Annotated in this window: 16 protein-coding genes; 6 read left to right on the forward strand and 10 right to left on the reverse strand. The window is 61.9% G+C overall.

The window, feature by feature from the left end; genetic code table 11:
• Positions 1 to 4: 4 nt before the first annotated feature.
• Genes B0G71_RS12125 through B0G71_RS12135 form a run of 3 tightly spaced genes read right to left on the reverse strand, consistent with a single transcriptional unit; the run spans position 5 to position 2,380 of the window.
• Positions 5 to 535, reverse strand: a complete 531-nt coding sequence (locus B0G71_RS12125) for a PaaI family thioesterase (protein ID WP_116142024.1) — start codon at positions 533 to 535, stop codon at positions 5 to 7.
• The gene (locus B0G71_RS12130; RefSeq protein ID WP_116148540.1) at positions 528 to 1,460 is read right to left on the reverse strand and encodes a fumarylacetoacetate hydrolase family protein; all 933 of its coding nucleotides are present in this window, start codon (positions 1,458 to 1,460) and stop codon (positions 528 to 530) included. Before B0G71_RS12130 ends, B0G71_RS12125 begins: the two co-directional genes overlap by 8 nt.
• A gap of 59 nt (positions 1,461 to 1,519) precedes the next feature.
• Positions 1,520 to 2,380: an ABC transporter substrate-binding protein gene (locus B0G71_RS12135; protein ID WP_116142026.1), complete on the reverse strand. Its 861-nt coding sequence runs from the start codon at positions 2,378 to 2,380 to the stop codon at positions 1,520 to 1,522.
• Positions 2,381 to 2,553: 173 nt separating this feature from the next.
• Between B0G71_RS12135 and B0G71_RS12140 the strand changes: the two genes are divergently transcribed.
• Both B0G71_RS12140 and B0G71_RS12145 read left to right on the forward strand, forming a co-directional pair.
• Positions 2,554 to 3,120: a cupin domain-containing protein gene (locus tag B0G71_RS12140; protein WP_116142028.1), complete on the forward strand. Its 567-nt coding sequence runs from the start codon at positions 2,554 to 2,556 to the stop codon at positions 3,118 to 3,120.
• Positions 3,117 to 4,046 carry a 3-keto-5-aminohexanoate cleavage protein gene (locus B0G71_RS12145; protein WP_116142030.1) on the forward strand — a complete coding sequence of 310 codons (930 nt, stop codon included), beginning with the start codon at positions 3,117 to 3,119 and terminating at the stop codon, positions 4,044 to 4,046. Before B0G71_RS12140 ends, B0G71_RS12145 begins: the two co-directional genes overlap by 4 nt.
• Before the next feature lie 57 nt (positions 4,047 to 4,103).
• On the opposite strand, the gene B0G71_RS12150 is transcribed toward B0G71_RS12145, so the two are convergent.
• Positions 4,104 to 4,787, reverse strand: a complete 684-nt coding sequence (locus tag B0G71_RS12150; RefSeq protein WP_116142032.1) for a TetR/AcrR family transcriptional regulator — start codon at positions 4,785 to 4,787, stop codon at positions 4,104 to 4,106.
• Between the two features lie 392 nt (positions 4,788 to 5,179).
• Here B0G71_RS12150 and B0G71_RS12155 point away from each other — a divergent pair, with 392 nt between their 5' ends.
• A complete protein-coding gene (locus B0G71_RS12155) occupies positions 5,180 to 6,352 on the forward strand; it encodes an MFS transporter (protein ID WP_116148542.1) in 1,173 nt (390 codons plus the stop codon).
• A gap of 573 nt (positions 6,353 to 6,925) precedes the next feature.
• On the opposite strand, the gene B0G71_RS12160 is transcribed toward B0G71_RS12155, so the two are convergent.
• Entirely contained in the window at positions 6,926 to 7,273 is a 348-nt protein-coding gene (locus B0G71_RS12160; RefSeq protein ID WP_116138977.1) for a hypothetical protein, read from the reverse strand.
• 212 nt (positions 7,274 to 7,485) lie between these two features.
• Between B0G71_RS12160 and istA the strand changes: the two genes are divergently transcribed.
• From istA to B0G71_RS12175, 3 genes are read left to right on the forward strand one after another with little or no spacing between them, the layout of a single operon-like run.
• Positions 7,486 to 8,988: an IS21 family transposase gene (istA, locus tag B0G71_RS12165; protein ID WP_116138979.1), complete on the forward strand. Its 1,503-nt coding sequence runs from the start codon at positions 7,486 to 7,488 to the stop codon at positions 8,986 to 8,988.
• Positions 8,975 to 9,742, forward strand: coding sequence for an IS21-like element helper ATPase IstB (gene istB, locus B0G71_RS12170; RefSeq protein WP_116138981.1), 768 nt, complete (start codon positions 8,975 to 8,977; stop codon positions 9,740 to 9,742). Before istA ends, istB begins: the two co-directional genes overlap by 14 nt.
• Entirely contained in the window at positions 9,739 to 9,957 is a 219-nt protein-coding gene (locus tag B0G71_RS12175; protein ID WP_116138983.1) for a hypothetical protein, read from the forward strand. The genes istB and B0G71_RS12175 overlap by 4 nt, the downstream gene beginning before the upstream one ends.
• Before the next feature lie 387 nt (positions 9,958 to 10,344).
• Here the strand turns inward: B0G71_RS12175 and B0G71_RS12180 are convergent, their stop codons facing one another.
• From B0G71_RS12180 to B0G71_RS12200, 5 genes are all read right to left on the reverse strand, one after another.
• Positions 10,345 to 10,839, reverse strand: coding sequence for a MarR family winged helix-turn-helix transcriptional regulator (locus B0G71_RS12180; RefSeq protein ID WP_116142034.1), 495 nt, complete (start codon positions 10,837 to 10,839; stop codon positions 10,345 to 10,347).
• Between the two features lie 164 nt (positions 10,840 to 11,003).
• Positions 11,004 to 11,699 (reverse strand): TetR/AcrR family transcriptional regulator, encoded by a 696-nt coding sequence (locus B0G71_RS12185; RefSeq protein WP_116142036.1) that lies wholly within the window; start codon positions 11,697 to 11,699, stop codon positions 11,004 to 11,006.
• 243 nt (positions 11,700 to 11,942) lie between these two features.
• Entirely contained in the window at positions 11,943 to 13,412 is a 1,470-nt protein-coding gene (locus B0G71_RS12190; protein ID WP_116142038.1) for an NAD-dependent succinate-semialdehyde dehydrogenase, read from the reverse strand.
• Between the two features lie 11 nt (positions 13,413 to 13,423).
• On the reverse strand, positions 13,424 to 14,434 hold the full coding sequence (locus B0G71_RS12195) for a dihydrodipicolinate synthase family protein (RefSeq protein WP_116142040.1): 1,011 nt from the start codon (positions 14,432 to 14,434) through the stop codon (positions 13,424 to 13,426).
• A gap of 43 nt (positions 14,435 to 14,477) precedes the next feature.
• Positions 14,478 to 15,482, reverse strand: coding sequence for an ornithine cyclodeaminase family protein (locus B0G71_RS12200; RefSeq protein ID WP_116142042.1), 1,005 nt, complete (start codon positions 15,480 to 15,482; stop codon positions 14,478 to 14,480).
• Between the last annotated feature and the right edge of the window lie 17 nt (positions 15,483 to 15,499).

Here is a 15,499-nt window from a genome sequence, read left to right on the forward strand (position 1 = left end):
CGCCCTACCTCTCGTTCATGCCCGCGCGAGGCGCGAGAGCGTGTGCCTGGCCGCGCACATCGAATACGGCGAACGAGGCCGTCGCATTGGCGACGCAACGCGTCCGGGTGGCGCTGTCGTAAAGATCCGCATCGAGGAACGCGATGCGGCCGCCTAGCCGCTTTACGCGTGCCTCCACGGTGAATTTGCCGATACGGCCCGGTTCGAGCATGTTGACGGTCAGACTGATGGTCGCGCACGTGCGGCCGCTCTGAAGTCGGGAGAGCAACGCAAGCGCCATCGCATGATCGAGCATCGATGTGAGCGCGCCGCCAGACACGACGCCATTGCCCTGAATCGACTCGCGAGGCGCGGTGAACCCGACCGACAGCGCGCCTTTCTCGCCTCCCAGTAGCAAAGCGCCAAGCCATATCAATGCCGGGTTCATCTCGAGTGCGACGTTGCGCGCACCGGTGGCCAGAGCCTGCTCGATAAAGGCGCGGTCTGGATTGTCAGCGTTGATCGAACTACCCGTCGTCGAAAATCCTTCAGTCATTTCCGCCCCTCGTACAAACCTGCCGTTGACGGCCCAGACCTTCGATCTCCGCCTCCATCACGTCGCCTTCGCGCAAAAAGCGGTTGTAGTGCGTGCCGTTGCCGGCCGGCGATCCCGTACAGATGACGTCGCCAGGCAGCAGCCTCGTGTAGCGCGAGATATATTCGATCTGCCGCTCGATGCCGAACAGCATGTCGGCCGTCGTTTCATCCTGCATGACGCGGCCCGACACAGTGAGCCGCATCTTCAAACGATGCGGATCTGGCACGAACGCACCCGGCACGAAGTACGGACCGAGCGGCAGAAATCCTGGCTGGCCTTTGGAGCGCAGCCAGTCGGTGCCGAGCATTTTGTAGTCGGTTCGTGGAATCAGGTCGCGAGCGGATATGTCATTGACGATGGTGTACCCCGCCACGTGATCGAGCGCGTCCTCGCGTGAGATCCGATAACCGCCGCGGCCGATCACCACGGCCAGTTCGAGCTCCCAGTCCGGCTGAGTCGTCGTGTCGGGCAGCACCAGCGGATCGAATGCGCCGGAGACTGCCGACACCGGTTTGGTGAACGCATACGGCTCGCCGTGCGCCACACGTTCGTCGAGCATGTTTTCTGCCCATTGCCGCAACTGCGCTTCATCCATCCCTTCGGGGCCGACTTTCGAATCGACCGTGAGGTCGACCACATGCTTGCGGTAGTTGGCGCCGGTGCAGAAGATCTGGCGCGGCAGATCGATGGCCGGATGCGTGTGGAGGTCGGCAACGTCTTGCCATTCGCTCCGCTCGGGGGAAACCTCGGCCGCGAGGCGCGCCAGCGCCTGCTGGCTCACGCCCCAGTTCTCGAGCAGCGCGAGCACCGTCGTTGCGCCCGCAAGCATGCTGTCGCCATGCTTCGCTGCGAGCTTCGCAAGAGACGCGACCCGATCGTTCATGACGAGACCAGTGAAACGCACACCGTCGCGCGCAGAAAATGTCCCAAGTGAATATGGCTTCACGCCTTTTCTCCGATAGGTTTCTGGACCAGCGAATCGTCAACGATTGCCGGGTAATCACTGTCCGCGCCTGCCAGACCAAGTACCCGACGATGTGCAATGAGAAGCGCCACACCTTCGGATGTCGGCCGCAACGACTGTGGGTTCAGCGCGATCATCCCGTCGGCGGCAGCAACGGGCAGACCAGCGGAAAGAACCGCCTGCCGGGCCAGGGCGGGACGCTCCTGGACCACCTGTCGCGCCCGCTCCAGGTCCTCCAGCCAGGCACCCACCAACGCACGCACGCGGCTTCCCGTACGCATGACGATCCCTTGACCAGGGAAGTCGGAATAGTGTTCCTGGACGCTGGCATTCCGGACAAAACCCGCCTTGACAGCCATCGCGTCGAATGGAGGTCCCAGAAGAGTGGCAACGCCCTGCCCGGCCATCAGTGCATCCAGGCGCTCCTGCACCCCTCCCGCCGGCACGAGACGATATTCGTCACGGCCGATACCCGCATCGTCGAGCATTACCCGTAGCGCCGTGACAAAGCCGTTATCGGGTGCGTCGACGAGGATATCGGCGCCGCGAAGCGAGCTCATGTTCGACCGGCCGGCGCGCGCAACGAGTATTAACGGGGTGGTCCGCTCGATCTGTGCGACAACGCGGAAGTCCTGAGGCCCCACCCTCCGGTTCCATCCAATAATGTTGTCCATCGACGTCACCACAGCATCGACTTCACCCGCTACAAGCGCATTGAACTGCTCGTCGGACGAGCGGTTGCGGATTGCCTGCGTCACCACGGAGCGCCGCTCCTGAGCAGCGACCATTGCAAGCAGTGGCGGTACGAACCACATCACCCGGATCGTCTGTTTATCCATGGTGTCATCCTGTCTGAGTCAGCCCTTTTCAATTACAGAACGGATCGTTCTGTTTTGTCAAGCCTGGATTTTGTGCGACGCGCCTGCATCCGCGATGATTGTCCCTATTGACAGGGTCACCGCCGTGGTTAACGATTCAATACGAAACGAATCGACTCGTTAATGGAGAAAAAATGGAAACGACGGCAGACACGGACAATGTGCAGCATGCGCAGGCTGATGGCTATCGGCCGGTGAGACGGATCATCACAGACACCAATTCGGATGGAAAGTCGTATTTTCTGTCTGACCAGCCAGCACCGAACAGGACGGCCCGCCCCGGCCTGCCCGTCGCCCATGTGCTGTGGGCAACGGGTGAAGCGCGCGCGCCCGGCGCAGAACCCGCGCCGGCCGGTCACGCGTTCGAGTTCCATTCGCGAGGCGGATCGCTGCTGCGCATTGTCGATTTTCCGCCCGATGAAACCTACGATGAATCCCAGCTGAAACAGTTTCTCGACGCGAATGGCGTCCGCGACAGGAGCAACCCCCGGCATTTCTGGTTCCACAAGACAGAATCGCTCGACTATGCCTTTGTCCTTGAGGGAGAAATCTGGGCCCTGCTGGACGAAGGCGAAAAGCTCATGCGCGCCGGCGACGTACTGATCCAGCGCGCAACCAACCACAGCTGGGCGAACCGCTCCGGCAAGCCGTGCCGCATGGCATTCGTACTGCTTGACCTCGCCGAAGGAGAGCCGCTGTGAGCAAAGCGATCATTACGTGCGCCGTAACAGGCGGCGCCCATACCCCCTCGATGTCGCAGTTCCTTCCCGTCACGCCGGAAGAAATCGCGGCCGAGTCGATCGTAGCGGCTGAGGCAGGTGCCGCCATCATTCACCTGCACGCCCGTCATCCCGAGGATGGTCGTCCCTCGGGCGACCCCGACATCTTCCGGCGCTTCGTGACCGCCATCAAGTCGTCGAGCAACGCAATCATCAACATCTCGACGGGCGGCGGAGGGCCGCACATGTCGATCGAGGACCGCGCGGCGGCAGGACGTGCGCTCAAGCCGGAGATGTGCTCGCTGAATATGGGATCACTCAACCTGGTCCTGGCAGAGATGGCCGAGCGCAGGCGTGAATGGAAATATGACTGGGAAGTGCCCTTTCTGGAAGGCACGCGCGGGCTGATCTTCCGCAACACCTACGACGATATCGAATGGATTCTGGAGCACATCGGCAAGGCCGGGGGCACGCGGTTTGAATTCGAATGCTACGACGTCAGCCACCTCTACACACTTCAGTACTTCCTGGAGAAGGGGCTTGTCAAGCCTCCACTGTTCGTGCAAACGGTATTCGGACTGCGCGGCGGGATAGGCGCACACGTCGAGGATCTGCTGCACCAGAAGCGTACCGCCGACCGGCTGTTCGGCAATGACTACCACTGGTCCGTACTCGCTGCTGGCAAACACCAGATGCCGATGGCGACCATGGCAAGCCTGATGGGCGGTAATGTCCGTGTCGGTCTCGAAGACAGCCTCTACATCGGACGCGGACAGCTCGCACAGAGCAACGCCGATCAGGTCCGCAAGATCCGCCGGATTCTCGACGAACTGGGCATTGAGATCGCCTCGCCAGATGAAGCGAGGCAGATACTCAACCTGAAGGGTGCTGACCAGGTGAATTTCTAGCCTGAACGGACCCAATCCACGCCGGGCGCAACCCCGTCCTGCATCGGCTGCCACACCTCAGCGCGTGGCAGCCGTCTTCTCCGCAGGGGCGCTCCGCTTCACCACGTCGAGTTCCGCAATGCTCGGTGGCTCAACACCTAGCAGCGTATAGATGTAGTTGATGTGGTCCTGCGCGAACCGGTCGTCGAGCGGTCCACTGCCCGCCAGCAACCGCATATATACGGGCGCATACAGGAGCTCCGCCAATGTCTCCACATTCTCCGGGGCACGTATGGGCTCGGCAACACGCCACTCTTCCAGCATTTCCCGCACAAGTGCACGGCGGCCGTAGTGGAAGCGCTCGCGGAATTTCCTGAGCACGGCAGGATCGGCCTGACCTTCGGCGATGATCTGCGCAACGATCCGGCCTGACCATCCCGCGTATTCGTGAATCAGCGACACCAGATGCGATGCGATAGCCTTCCCAGGAGGCAGATTGCGCGGCATCGGGGTTTTGACTATGTGGTGCTCCATGAAGGCATCTATCACGACGAGCGCCTTCGAGTTCCACCAGCGATATATGGTCGCCTTTCCCACACCAGCCTCCCTCGCGATCGCTTCGATCGAAATCGACTGGACCGTGCGGGTCTCAAGCAGGCGAACGGTCGCCGCGAGAATCTGGGTGCGTGTGCCCTCACTGCGGGGCCGACCGACCCCTCTTGGGACGACCAACCCGGCGGAACCCTGAATATCTGTTTTCATTGGCAGGAGAGTTGGATAGTGAACAACGTCATCACGACTTTACGTTGCAATGCCACTCAGCGATACACATTCAAAAACGGAGCGTTCAATTATAATACACTCCGTATTCTAATTTACCTACTGTCTGCCGTTCTGGAATCCAGATCCGCATCGGGCGAACCGGGCTCCGGGCATATCGCCGGGTCAGGATACTGCGCACAAGCTTTCGCACAAAAACAGACGTAGCGGGGGCTACGATAGCGGAAGATGCATTAGTCTCAGCAGCGTTCAGCGACATGCTTCGGGTCCACGGGTTTGACCCAATATCCGTAACGGAGCACGCAGCTATCATGTGCCAAATCGAGACACACCGTTTCGTATATAAATGGCGGGCGTTGCCCCATGGAGACACGATGAACAGATCTATTGGCGGACCGAAAGGCCGGACGTCGCTTGTGCTGGGTCACTGTGCCGGCATGATTGATGTCGTCGCACTCCCCGTATGGGTAGGTATCGTCCTGATCCGATACTATGGACTGGATCCACAAAGTGCCGGTGCGCTGGCCACTTCATTCCTCGGAGCGGCGGTGGTAAGCAGCCTGTTCATCTCTTCGCGGATAGACCGTATCCGCGGGACGATCGCAGCGCCTGCGGGATTCGCACTTGCGGCGGTTGCGTTTTTCTGCATGGCACTGACACGCGACTACACCGTACTGGTCGGGTTGCACATCGTCGGTGGACTCGCGGTCGGATGCGCCCTTTCCCTCACGCATTCAGCCATCGGCGCAAGCCCGAATCCACATCGCCTGATCGCCATCGGATTCACCGCGCTCAGCATCCTGTCACTGGGATTTCTGGGAGGTGTGCCGCGAATGGTGTCCGCGCTGGGTGGCCAGGTTGTATTTCTAGTCCTTGGCGCCATTATGCTCACTGCCGCACTCTTTGGGCTGCTTGGCTTTCCAGATCGCCCGACATTGGCATCGCGTGACGGCGTGCCACGTCAGCGGGAACGCCTGTCTCATGGCGTCTGGTTTGCGATGGTGGGAACAGGTCTGCTCACCCTGAGTCATTCGATGATGCTCAGCTTCCTTGAACCCATCGGTCTCGCACGCGGATTCAGCGTGGGGCAGGTTATGAACGTACTGCTCGTCATGGGGATGGTGAATATGTTGCCGGGACTGCTGGCCGCGCTCCTCGAACGCAAGGTGTCGGCCCGCGCGGTCATGGTTGCCGGTCCGGTGCTACAGGGTGCGCTAGGCTTTGCACTGACCCGTTCGACGTACTTTGCGCCATACGCCGTTGCGGGAGTCATCTTCCCGACGGTCATAATCTTCACTCACACGTTCGTGTTTGCCTTCCTCGCGCGGAACGATCCGTCAACAAGAGCGGTGGCGGCGACCCCCGTCATGGCGATGACGGGATCCGCAATTGGCCCCATTCTGGGCGGCGCAGTGGCTCGACATTTCGGATACGAAAGCATCGGCTGGGCCATCCTCGTCGCAGCGACGATCAGCGTTATCTGTTTCTGGCAAGCGGGCCGCCGCACCCAGTCCGTGCACGCCCCCGCCGCGGAGGCAGCCCACTAACCGGATCTCGCGCAATTACCGAGCAGCTTTGCGCTGATCGAGGGTGGCCAACCGGTGAAGGTTCAGGCCGCCCGCTTACGATTGCTGATAGTCCGTTGTTCAGGCTACCGAATCACGTTGGTCGCAAAAGCGTTCGGATTCCCGATACGGTTACTGGCTTCATGCGAGCGCGAATCTCCGCCTTCCATCTGGCGACTATCGGCTCAGGAGGGTCCCAGAGCCTTGGGACCGCCGGTTGTATCGCACATAGCCATGCCTCGCGTCTTCCACACATGGTCAGAAAGAGCACAATAGTCAATCAGCCATTCCGTCACGCGGATCTGCCGCTGTGAACGGCTGTGAGAATCCGACACTAAACGGCGGCGTCAATCAGAGATGCGGAATGGTCATGCTCTGCTAAACGGTTTGGGAATGGTTTGCGCGGAGAGCGAGAGGCGCTACCCGGTGCGTCGGAAGGAGCCCGTAGGGCGAGTGCAGACGCACCCGACGCGGTTCATTTCAGGAAGTGGTGACGCTCAGGTCAAGATGCGGTAGAAGAAGGAATACCGCCGAAGAAACAGGCCCGACACCGGCTCAAACCGCCAAGTTCACTCCGATGTCGAGCCCCACACGCGCATGGGCACGGGTGCCGGCCCAGTATGGCACGGTCCACCAGTCCCGTCGATAGCGTTTCGGCATTGACGGGGATTGCCGATGCCGGCCACCGGCCGCCTGTTTGTGTGCGCCCGCTGCCGGGCGCAGGTCATCGTTTGCCGCCGTTGCGACCGCGGCCAGATCTATTGCGACGGCGACTGTTCGGAGGTCGCACGTCAGGCCAGCATGCGCGTGGCCGGCCAGCGCTATCAGCGCAGTCGTCACGGCCGCTTCGCGCATGCCGAACGGATGCGCCGCTATCGCAGCCGCCGGAATAAAGTGACGCATCAGGGTTCCTCTGCGCCTGCCGCCGATGCTCTACTGGCACCGACTTCGACGACGTCGGCGGCAACAGCGGCGGTATCCGCCACCGCCCCAGCTGTGCCTGAGCAGTGCCATTTCTGCCACTGCGTCTGCCCGGGCTTCGTGCGCCTGGGGCCACTACGCCGTCGGGTCTTCCGTGATGTTCGTACTACTACCTACTGCACAGGAAGTGACCCATGACCATTGGAGTTGAACTTGAGGCGCAGATCCTGCGCTACTACCACGTCGAGAAGTGGCGCTGCGGCACCATCGCACGGCAGTTGCACGTGCACCGTGGCACGGTCCAGCGCGTGCTGGCGCAGGCCGGTCTGCCCCGCATCGGCGGGATGCTCAGACCTTCGCAGATCGATGCCTACCTGCCGTTTATCCATGACACGCTCAAGAGGTTTCCGTCGCTCACGGCCAGCCGGCTGTATGCGATGGTCACCGAGCGCGGCTACCGTGGCAACCCTCATCATTTCCGGCACCTGATCGCGGTACACCGTCCGCGTCCTGCACCAGAGGCTTATCTGCGGCTGCGCACCTTGCCTGGAGAGCAGGGCCAGGTTGACTGGGCCCATTTCGATCACCTGCAGATCGGGCGCGCGCGCCGGCCACTCATGGCCTTCGTCATGGTGCTGTCATGGTCTCGGCAGATCTATCTGCGCTTCTTCCTCGATGCCCGCATGGACAGCTTCCTGGCGGGCCACGCCGGCGCGTTCGCGGCGTGGTCCGGATTGCCACGAATCCTCCTCTACGACAATCTCAGGAGCGCTGTGCTCGAGCGTCAGGGTGATGCGATCCGCTTCAACCCCACGCTTCTCGCGTTCGCCGCTCATCATCGCTTCGAGCCGCGTCCCGTGGCAGTGGCCAGAGGAAACGAGAAGGGACGCGTCGAAAGAGCTATCAGGTATGTACGCGAGAATTTCTTTGCCGCGCGCAAGTTCACCGATCTCGACGATCTGAACATCCAGGCCGCGCAATGGTGCGCGGGCATGGCGGCGGATCGTCCCTGCCGGGAAGAACCCACGATCACGGTGCGCGAAGCCTTCGCCCGCGAGCAGCCCAGCCTGCTTGCGTTGCCGGAGAATCCGTACCCCTGCGAACTGCAACTGGCCGTGAAGGTCGGCAAGCAGCCGTATGTGCGCTTCGATCTGAACGACTACACGATCCCGCATACCCACGTGCGGCGCGTACTTACGGTCCGGGCTGATCCCCGGCAGGTGCGCATTCTCGACGGCGCCGATCTGCTTGCAACTCATGTGCGCAGTTACGATCGCGGCGCGCAAATCGAGATTCCCGCACACATCGACGCCCTCGTTGCACGCAAACGCGAAGCCCGTCACCATCGCGGCCTCGACCATCTCGCCCGCGCAGCGCCGGCCAGTCACACACTCATGCTGCGCGCGGCTGAACGCGGCGCCAATCTGGGTAATATCACCGCCCACCTGCTGCGGCTGCTCGACCGTTATGGTGCAGCCGAACTGCAGGCAGCGATCGAGGAAACGCTCGCCAGCGATGCCGCGCCTCACCAGAATCCGGTGCGTCTGGCGCTGGAGCGTCGGCGCGAGTCGCGTCAGGTACCGCCGCCAGTGACGGTGAACCTGCCCGAGCACGTGCGTAGCAAGGACACGCTGGTGACCCCGCACCGGCTCGACATCTACGACCAGATAACGGGAGGTACTGATGAGCTCGCCTGAGAACCTGCAGGAACGCGCGAACGCCCTGCGCCTGTACGGGCTGCTGGCGCATTGGCCGGAACTCACTGACGCCGGCTGGGTTGCGCCGCTGTTGCAGTGGGAAGAAGACGAGCGTGCCCGCCGTTCGCTTGAGCGACGCATCCGGGACGCCCATCTGGGCAGCTTCAAACCGCTGTGCGACTTTGACTGGACCTGGCCCACGCGCTGCGACCGGGCCGCCGTCGAAGAACTGATGTCGCTCGAGTTCGTCAGAGACACCGCCAACGTCGTACTGATCGGCCCGAACGGCGTGGGCAAGTCGACCCTGGCGCTGAACCTCGCCTACCAGGCGCTCGTCAACGGGCACACGGCGCTGTTCACAACTGCTGGCCAGATGCTCGGCGAGCTCGCCGCGCTTGACAGTGACTCAGCGTTACGCCGGCGGCTGCACCGGTACGCCACGCCTGACGTGCTCGTAATTGACGAGGTCGGATACCTGTCCTACTCGAATCGCCACGCCGACCTGCTGTTCGAGCTGATCAGCCGCCGGTATGGCGCAGCGAGCACCGTGGTCACCACAAACCGGCCGTTCGCAGAATGGTCGGAGGTGTTTCCGAACGCCGCCTGCGTCGTCTCGCTGGTTGACCGGCTGGTGCATCGCGCCGAAGTCGTCGCGATCGAAGGCGAGTCCTACCGGGTGAAGGAGGCGCGTGAACGGGCGGAGCAGCGCGCAAAGAAACGCAGCGCAGCACGTATGGAGAAGAAGAAATCATGAAGCGCCTTCACCTGCCTTCGGGCATCACTCACGGGCTGGACTTCCTGATCCCAGACAACTGGTCCGCAGATCAGGCGCTCGCCGTCGTGGAACTCATCGACGATCTACGCGAGCGTATCGCCGCGCACTATCAGATTCCGCTCAATGACCTGCTGCACGAACAACGCGCGCCTCCCGACAATCCTCACCCTCGTGACATCGACGATCCATTCTGATGACCATCACCCAACAACAGCGGCCCATAACCGCCTCTGTTGTTGACGCTTCTACTCAACTTTGCGCCGCCATCTAATGGCGCTTTTACACCGCCGCTAACAGCCGCGCAAGCACGAACCAGCGGGTGGTTCGCGCGCGACGAATCTGGCTCGATACCATAGCCCTGCAGAAACGCTCGCCACGACGTTGCCAGCGCCTCCTGATCAGCAACTTTCAGCCAGAACGCAACGGTCGCTACATCGCTCAGTTGAAGACCGAACCCGCGATCATGAAAGTCGAATAGCGTGACTTCGGTATCCTCTGACTCTCGCGCTGGTGTTCTCGGTGCGGCACGATCAGTAACGCGAACAGTGCGACGGAAAGCGCATGCATCACCGAAACCCGCGTCAGGCGGATTTTGTGACCCTCTCCATGTGGCGCGCGGCGTTGACGAGCAGGCGCTTGAGCAAAGCCACGAGAAAATATTCTTCGTCGTTGGTCAAGGCACCGGTCGACCTGTCGTCGACTGCTTTAAGGATCGCCGCAATGTCCGCCAACATGTCCGCACCCCGCCCGGTCAGCGAGATGCTCCATGACCGGCGATCTTGAGGTTGCCGCCTCTTCGTTGCAATCCCCGATGCGACAAGATGTGATATGAGCCTCGATACCGCCCCCACGTCGTAATTCAATCGATGTGCGAGCTGGGCCTGCGTCAGGCATGGTTGATGAGCCAGACATGCGATGGTTTTAGCCTGTGTAGACGAAATCCCAACCAGCGAATTCAGCTGTTGATCAGTGGATCGAGAAATTGCCCGGTCCACTTCAACGAAGCGACGGATGAGCCAATTCTCAGCCAGCACATCACCAGGATTACCCACCGGGAGCTGATCAACGTTCTTCATCCTCCCGCTCCACCTCAATCTCTCGTTTTCGACCTGCAGGATCGCGAGGCTGCTCGCCGCCGCATGATTTGCCGCCGCCCGACTGATATGGCCGGGCGGCCTCGCGCTTATTTTCTCGGAACGTCACTGCCTGCCTGGCGATCGGGGGGACCCACCGCCACGGCTCAACGTGCGGCAACCGCCGTCTTCCTCGTGGGTGCTTTCTGCTTTTTCGGCGGTTCGCCCGCCTTCAGCACATCAGGCACCTCGACACCCAGCAGGGTGTAGATGTAGCTGATATGTTCCCGCGCGAAATGATCGTCGAGTGGTCCGTTTCCGACCATCAGACGCATATAGACCGGCGCATACAACAGCTCACTCAGGGTCTCAATGTTGGGTGGGACGGGAATGCGCGCCGTACTCCGCCAGGCCTCGAGCATTTCCCGTACAAGCGCCCGACGCCCATAGTGGAACCGCTCGCGGAATTCGCGCAGAACGGCCGGATCGGCCTGCCCCTCGGCAATAATCTGTGCGACGATCCGGCCAGACCATCCCGCATATTCGCGAATCAGCGCCATCAGATGCACTGCAATGGCTTCACCTGGCGGCAGGTTGTGCGGCATCGGGGTTTTGACTATGTGGTGCTCCATAAACGCATCGATCACGACGAGCGCTTTTGAGTCCCACCAGCGGTAGATCGTCGCCTTTCCAACGCCCGCCTCCCTGGCGATTGCTTCGATGGAGATCGACTGTATGGTGCTGGTGTGGAGCAGCCGAACCGTCGCAGCGAGAATCTGCGTACGGGTCTCCTCACTGCGCGGCCTGCCGACACCTCGCTCGGCGGCAGGTCCAGGAACGGGAAGCTGAGCTTTTGTCTTCATTGGCGTAACGGAAGGTCGACCGGCAAGTGCTCCCACTTCCCTTGTGGGAAGCTGGACAGCCGTGTTGAGGGGTGTCCCGAACGGTATCACGGAATTATAAGACACATCGTGCCTTAATTACCTGCCAGTTGGAAGGACACCTGTTCGCCGCGGGCTCGCCGACCGATGGGTAGCGGGCTGACCGGTCCGGTCATCGGGACCGGCCATCACACGCGGCGTCCCGCGCTGCGCCTGACGTGTCGCTCAGAGCCCCCCCAACGCCACGTATTTGATCTCGAGGTAGTCGTCGACACCATATCGGGATCCCTCGCGACCCAGTCCGGACGTCTTGACACCTCCGAACGGCGCAACCTCGGTCGAGATCAACCCCTCATTGACGCCCACCATGCCAAATTCAAGCTGATCGACCACACGGAAGATCCGGCCCACATCACGCGCGAACACATAGGATGCCAGACCGAAGGGCGTGTCGTTGGCGAGCGCAATCGCCTCTTCTTCCGTCTCGAACCGGAACAGCGGCGCTATCGGACCGAACGTCTCCTCATGGAAGATCAGGGCGTCCACGGGAACGTCGGCCAGCACAGTGGGCTCGAAGAAGAACCCTCCCAGTGCGTGGCGCTTGCCACCCGCGAGCACACGGGCGCCTCTGGACAGCGCATCGGAGATATGCTCTTCCACCTTCTGAACGGCATCTTCATTGATCAGCGGCCCCTGCACCACGCCCGCCTCCATACCATTGCCAACCTTGAGCGCGGCGGATGCGTCGGCCAGTTTCCTTGCGAAAGCGTCGTAGACGCCCGACTGCACCAGTATGCGATTCGCCGCGACGCAGGCCTGACCTGCATTGCGGTATTTCGCGGCGAGCGCACCCTTTACAGCAGCGTCGAGATCGGCGTCGTCGAATACGATGAGCGGTGCGTTGCCACCCAGTTCCATGCTGGTCTTCTTGATGGTGGGTGCGCACTGCGCCAGCAGCTGCGCCCCGACCTCGGTCGAACCCGTGAACGACAGCTTGCGCACCACCGGATTGGCGGTGAGCTCACCGCCAATCGCGCGAGCCGAGCCGGTGACGACGTTGCATACGCCCGGCGGCAGACCAGCGCGCTCTGCAAGGACGGCCAGCGCGAGAGCAGACAGCGGCGTCTGGCTCGCCGGCTTGATGACACCGGCACAGCCGACGGCCCAGCCAGGGCCCGCCTTGCGGGTAATCATGGCAGACGGAAAATTCCACGGCGTGATCGCCGCAAAAACACCGATCGGCCCCTTCTGCACCAGGATTCGACGGCCGTCGACGTTCTGCGGGATGATGTCGCCATAGACCCGCTTCGCTTCCTCCGAGAACCACTCGATGAAGCCTGCGGCGTACAGGATTTCGCCGCGCGACTCGACCAGCGGCTTGCCCTGCTCTGCCGTCATGATGACAGCGAGGTCATCAATGTGTGCCAGCATCAGGTCATACAGGGTGCGCAACACCCTGGCGCGTTCCTTCGGCAAGGTCTTGCGCCAGCCCCGCATCGCCCGCTCAGCCGCCGCGATCGCACGCCGCGTCTCATTCGCGCCACCGTCAGGCACGCGCGCAACCAGTTCGCCCGTGGCGGGGTTGCGCACTTCCAGTGTGTTGCCGCTATCAGCCTGTACCCATTCGCCATCGATTAGCATCGCCTGACGCAGCAGGCTCGGGTCCTTCAGGGGAAGCGTGATGAGTTCACTCATGTCAGTCGGCCTCACACCGGGTTACGGCCGACAAAGAAGGCCTCGTCGGGATCGCTGGTCGGGTGCAGGCCTGCTGCTTCCAGGCCTTTGCGCAGGACGGTCATGTCGCGCTGGTACACACGTTGGGTCGGATGCGGCATGGGGCCGCCGTTATAGCCCTGCAGCCATGCCTGGTACTTCCACAGCATGCGGTTGAGCAGCCCGTTGGCCGCGATGGGCAGGCTCGCGAAAGCCTTGCGTGCGGGATCCATCTTGTACCAGAGCTGTGTCGCCTGATCGTATTCGCCCGCGCGGATCAGCTTGTGGATCTGCGGCAGCAGCGGGCCGTAGTAGGCCGAATAGTTGGTGCCGCAAAAAGGGATGTCCATGACCTGCGCCAGCGGCACGTATTCGTATTCCAGCGGGGACGAGATGACAACTTCCTTGTGGAATTCGCGGTGCACCTCGATCGCCGACATGATGTAGGGCAGACCGCCCTCGGCCTTGATCGCGACGACGTTGGGAATCTCGTCGACCATCCGGCGCAGTACCGGCAGCGGGATGTCGGCAGGATGCAGGCGGGAGAAGCCCCACGCCGGCAGCGGGAATACCATCACGCCGAGACTCGTCGACTCGCAGATCGCCCTGGTGTACTCGAACACCTCGTCGTAGGACTGTGGGTAGAAGTACGGGGGATAGCCAAGTAACACCAGGTCGGCACCGCCCGCCTCTGCCAGTCTGATCGCCTCGATGTTGTCCTCGAGCGTATTAAACACCGCGTGATGCACTATCACAAGGCGGCCCGCGGCCTGGTCGGCCATGATGCCGCAGAACTCGCCATACTGCTCCTGCGTGATGGCCACTTCCGAGCACGAGAGGGAGCCGACGAAGCCGTGCCTGATAGCCAGTTCGACGTCGTGGCGAACTGCTTTTTCGTTAATACGCCTGAAGTCCGACGTCATGGTCGGAATGGTCACGTTGGCGACGCCAACAAGATGTTCACGCGCCCATTCGCGGGCTTCCTTTTTGATATAGCGAGCCATGCAATGCTCCTTTAGTCTGCGTTGATGTTCAACGTCGCGCGCATTAGCGCTTGGTTTCGAATTCGATCGGTAGCGTCGTGGCCAGACCAGCCTCGATCGCCTTGTTGAGGATCAGCTCGGCCACCACGATGTCCTGCAGACCTCCTCCGACCGACTTGTACATTCGGGCCCTGGTGTCCTTCAGGCGCTCGTCGAGCGCACCCGTCATCAGATCGGCCAGGCTGAATGATTTGTCGTGGAACGCGACGCCGGCCCTGTGAGCAGCGAGCATGTCACCCGTCTCCTCCAGTACTTCCTCCAGCATGTCGCAGACGATGATGTCGCTTCGGGCAACCACCGAGACGTCGATCTCACGCTGCTCGGGAATCGTCGAACCGATTGACACGACAGTCGCACCGGGTTTGAGCCAGTCGCCGAAAAGAATCGGCTGCTCATCCCGGGAGCGGGCCGCCGCAAGCACGAGATCGGCTGCCTCCACTGCTTCCTGCGCGGACGCAACACCGCGGGCGGGAACGCCCAGGTCGCGCGTCACGGCGTCCGCAAACGCGGCCCGACGCTCGGGCGTCGGACTGAACACGACGACCTCCGTCAGATCCCGCACGCTGGCAATGGCCCGCGTGTGCATCGACGCTTCGAGGCCGCTGCCCAGTACGGCCAGGCGGGCCGCTTTCGCGGGTGCCAGCCGGTCGAGCGCGGCTGCCGACGTGGCGGCCGTGCGAAAGCCTGTCACCAGATTGCCGTCGACAAACGCCGCGATGCGGCTGGTTTCCTGATCGAACAGCACGATCACATACTCCACACCCGGTGCCTTCGAACCCATTGCCATGCCCATGACCTTGGCACCGTAGTAACGGCTGCCCACGGGCACGGCCGGCAGCGTACGCAGCCACGTCTTGCCCGCGACTGCGACGGTGCGCGGCGGAGTGCTTTTAGGCGGGATGGGACGGGCGTACGCCGTCTGGAGCGCGCGGATGGCGTCCTTCCAGACAAAGACGGTACTGGCGGCCTCGCTGGAGACAAACACGGGGGCAAACGGGGAAGTGGTCATGGGCGGAAACAGGGAGT

It is taken from the genome of Paraburkholderia sp. BL27I4N3, from assembly GCF_003386115.1.
In the GTDB taxonomy this organism is placed as follows: Bacteria; Pseudomonadota; Gammaproteobacteria; order Burkholderiales; family Burkholderiaceae; genus Paraburkholderia.

Coding starts and splice junctions, on each gene's coding strand:
- B0G71_RS12160 (WP_116138977.1), bottom strand. CDS start 7,273: ATGCGTCACTTTATTCCGGCGGCTGCGATAGCGGCGCATCCGTTCGGC.
- B0G71_RS12140 (WP_116142028.1), top strand. CDS start 2,554: ATGGAAACGACGGCAGACACGGACAATGTGCAGCATGCGCAGGCTGAT.
- B0G71_RS12150 (WP_116142032.1), bottom strand. CDS start 4,787: ATGAAAACAGATATTCAGGGTTCCGCCGGGTTGGTCGTCCCAAGAGGG.
- istB (WP_116138981.1), top strand. CDS start 8,975: ATGAGCTCGCCTGAGAACCTGCAGGAACGCGCGAACGCCCTGCGCCTG.
- B0G71_RS12180 (WP_116142034.1), bottom strand. CDS start 10,839: ATGAAGAACGTTGATCAGCTCCCGGTGGGTAATCCTGGTGATGTGCTG.
- B0G71_RS12175 (WP_116138983.1), top strand. CDS start 9,739: ATGAAGCGCCTTCACCTGCCTTCGGGCATCACTCACGGGCTGGACTTC.
- B0G71_RS12190 (WP_116142038.1), bottom strand. CDS start 13,412: ATGAGTGAACTCATCACGCTTCCCCTGAAGGACCCGAGCCTGCTGCGT.
- istA (WP_116138979.1), top strand. CDS start 7,486: ATGACCATTGGAGTTGAACTTGAGGCGCAGATCCTGCGCTACTACCAC.
- B0G71_RS12125 (WP_116142024.1), bottom strand. CDS start 535: ATGACTGAAGGATTTTCGACGACGGGTAGTTCGATCAACGCTGACAAT.
- B0G71_RS12195 (WP_116142040.1), bottom strand. CDS start 14,434: ATGGCTCGCTATATCAAAAAGGAAGCCCGCGAATGGGCGCGTGAACAT.
- B0G71_RS12200 (WP_116142042.1), bottom strand. CDS start 15,482: ATGACCACTTCCCCGTTTGCCCCCGTGTTTGTCTCCAGCGAGGCCGCC.
- B0G71_RS12130 (WP_116148540.1), bottom strand. CDS start 1,460: ATGAACGATCGGGTCGCGTCTCTTGCGAAGCTCGCAGCGAAGCATGGC.
- B0G71_RS12185 (WP_116142036.1), bottom strand. CDS start 11,699: ATGAAGACAAAAGCTCAGCTTCCCGTTCCTGGACCTGCCGCCGAGCGA.
- B0G71_RS12155 (WP_116148542.1), top strand. CDS start 5,180: ATGAACAGATCTATTGGCGGACCGAAAGGCCGGACGTCGCTTGTGCTG.
- B0G71_RS12135 (WP_116142026.1), bottom strand. CDS start 2,380: ATGGATAAACAGACGATCCGGGTGATGTGGTTCGTACCGCCACTGCTT.